Source organism: Candidatus Hodgkinia cicadicola (genome assembly GCF_002774925.1).
In genome coordinates this window covers 1-2,524 of record NZ_NXGO01000032.1, presented here as the reverse complement: position 1 = coordinate 2,524, position 2,524 = coordinate 1, and the positions used below count along the sequence as shown (strand labels likewise).

General features: G+C 25.6%; 2 protein-coding genes. Both read right to left on the bottom strand.

Annotation, left to right across the window (positions count from 1 at the left end; translation table 4 throughout):
• Window positions 1–637: 637 nt before the first annotated feature.
• Window positions 638–1,174: a 50S ribosomal protein L5 gene (locus MAGTDC_RS02120; RefSeq protein WP_146656857.1), complete on the bottom strand. Its 537-nt coding sequence runs from the start codon at window positions 1,172–1,174 to the stop codon at window positions 638–640.
• A 199-nt stretch (window positions 1,175–1,373) separates the two neighbouring features.
• Complete coding sequence (locus tag MAGTDC_RS02115; RefSeq protein ID WP_146656856.1) at window positions 1,374–1,736, bottom strand: uL14 family ribosomal protein; 363 nt, start codon at window positions 1,734–1,736, stop codon at window positions 1,374–1,376.
• Between the last annotated feature and the right edge of the window lie 788 nt (window positions 1,737–2,524).

Sequence of the window (2,524 nt, the reverse complement as noted above, 5' to 3'; positions counted from 1 at the left end):
CATCTACTTGTTGTTTATTAGTATGGGGTATTAATCTGGGTGTTTAATCTTTAAATGTTCTTATCTCTGATATGTTCTTTGATTAGAATTCTAATATTTTAATCTTATTTTTGTTATAATGTTGTTATTCTCATTAATTGATCTAATATCTGTTTAATGTTAAAGGTTAATAAATATCTATGACTTTGATTCAACGGTATAACAAATCTATGTCCATTTAAATGCCAGTGATGAATTTGGTTTGAATTTAGGATGTAGTTTATAAATTAAATTATTCTTTGATTTAGATCGATCGGAAGAATTCTAATATGTGTTAATATGTTTGTTATCAGATTTATCAAGTTTTTGTTTGTTCTTGGTAATAACTTTGGATTATTTAAAATGTTTTAATCATTCATTGTAATGTCGAGAAAAAACTTATAATATCTTTTAAGATCTATTGATAATAATATGTTTTCTTTTATATTTACCGAATTAACTGTCTTTGGTAGATCAATCAATGATCTAGTAATAATAGGTTGTTGTTTTGTTATGGAAATGAAGGATCAATAAATTGTTCTTTTATTAGTTTAATATTTTTAATATTATATTTTATACCATTTTGTTATTTTCTTGCTGTTGTTCAATATTCATAAGCCTATATGTCAATGAAGTTTAATCCGATTTCTTTTAAAAACATAACAATATGGGCTTGTGCTAATGCACTGATACAAATAGTAATATTTAATCCTGTTTGGTTAATGTTTTCACATGAAATTGTTTCCGAAAATATCGATCAATCTTTTATTCCCAACGAAATGTTGTAGTTCTTATCAAAAGATGATGAGCTGAATCCTTTGAAGTCTTTCATTTTATGGGTGATAATATATATTAATTTATCCAAGAAATTATATAATCTCTTGGAACGTAATGTAACTTTAAATCCGATTATCTGATGTTTTTTAATCTTAAATCCTGATATTGCTGATTTAGCTTTAATTAATATTGGTTTTAACCCAGTAATCAAATGAATAATGGAAGTTACAAACCTATTGGAAGTCATACTGATTTTGTTGTTTATACCACCAGATAAGATAATTTTATTAATTTTAGGTAACATATGTACATTTTTAATTTCTAAAGTATGTATCAGATTTAACTTAGATATTAAACATCTATTAAAACTTGAATCCATTAGTTCAATTAAATAAGCTTTAAGTTGTTCTTGTTAACAACAAATCATCACTACTTCCAACAAATAAATAACCCAAACACTCAATGATCTTGACTATACCTCCTTGATTATATATTTTTTTGGATAACATGAATTAATCTTTAGATTTTTATTATCTTAAATTAACAATGTTCTTGTTCCTTTACTTTTAAGTATTAGTTTAAATAACATCATTAATCAATGAAAACATGTTTTGGTTAATAACTTTCAATTCTTTTAATATAGATCCAAATATTCTGGTACCTATGGGTTCTAACTTATCATTTAAGATTATTACGGAACTTTCATCAAACTTTATACATCCTAATATTCTATTGAATGGTCTAATACATCTGATTATCAAAGCATTAACAACACTACCTTGTTTAATTTTAGATCTTGTATACACAACAGTTGCTGAAGCTTTTATTACTTCTCCATATTTAGCTCAACGTTTGTTTGTTGAACCTATAATTTTAATACATCTGATGAATTTCACTCCAGAATTATCCCCAACCTTTATAATAGATCTGGGTAAAATCATTATATTATCTTTACAATAAATCAGGATTTATACTTAGATATTGGAATACAATTCTTAATTAAAAACCTTTGAACCAACTTTAAATCTGTTATCTTTATCTGATACTAAGTATTTCTTTGGTCTTGTTACTATCTTTATTATATTTTTGTTTTTGTTTTATTGATAACCAATACCACTTATTCTCATTAATAATGACCTTAATAATAGTTCAATTAACATGTCAATACCAATGATCCTACATGCATGATTAATATCGATTGTTAAGCTTATAATCTATAAATCTAAGAATAATATTTATAACTTCCTTAAAAGGAAGTGGCCCTAAATATTAACTATTAAATCTAATCTTAAGTACAAGATCCAAAGACCTCTTATTTTCTTGGTTGTGGTAGTGGTCCCAACATATCATTTTTGTTAATAAAGTACCATAAAACATTTCTTATCAATGCCCACACAACAGTTCTTCATGAGGCTAATAATATTACTTCTAAGAGAGTCAATTTATATACGTGTTATCCTTAGATATTTTGTTATTATGTTCAACGGATTCAATGTCCAATGAGACAACTAAATCCCAAGATCCCAATTCTTTTTTTCATGTATTTGTTCTTATCTCTTGTAACATCTTTATTTTAAATTGTTTATATATACCCAAACTTTTATACTACAAATACCATAGCTTGTTCGAACGTTCACATTGGTAAAAAGTATATTAGCAGAGAATGTTTGTAATGGCATTTTTCCTTCTATATGTCATACTGTTTGAGCAACATCTGTTCTATTTATTC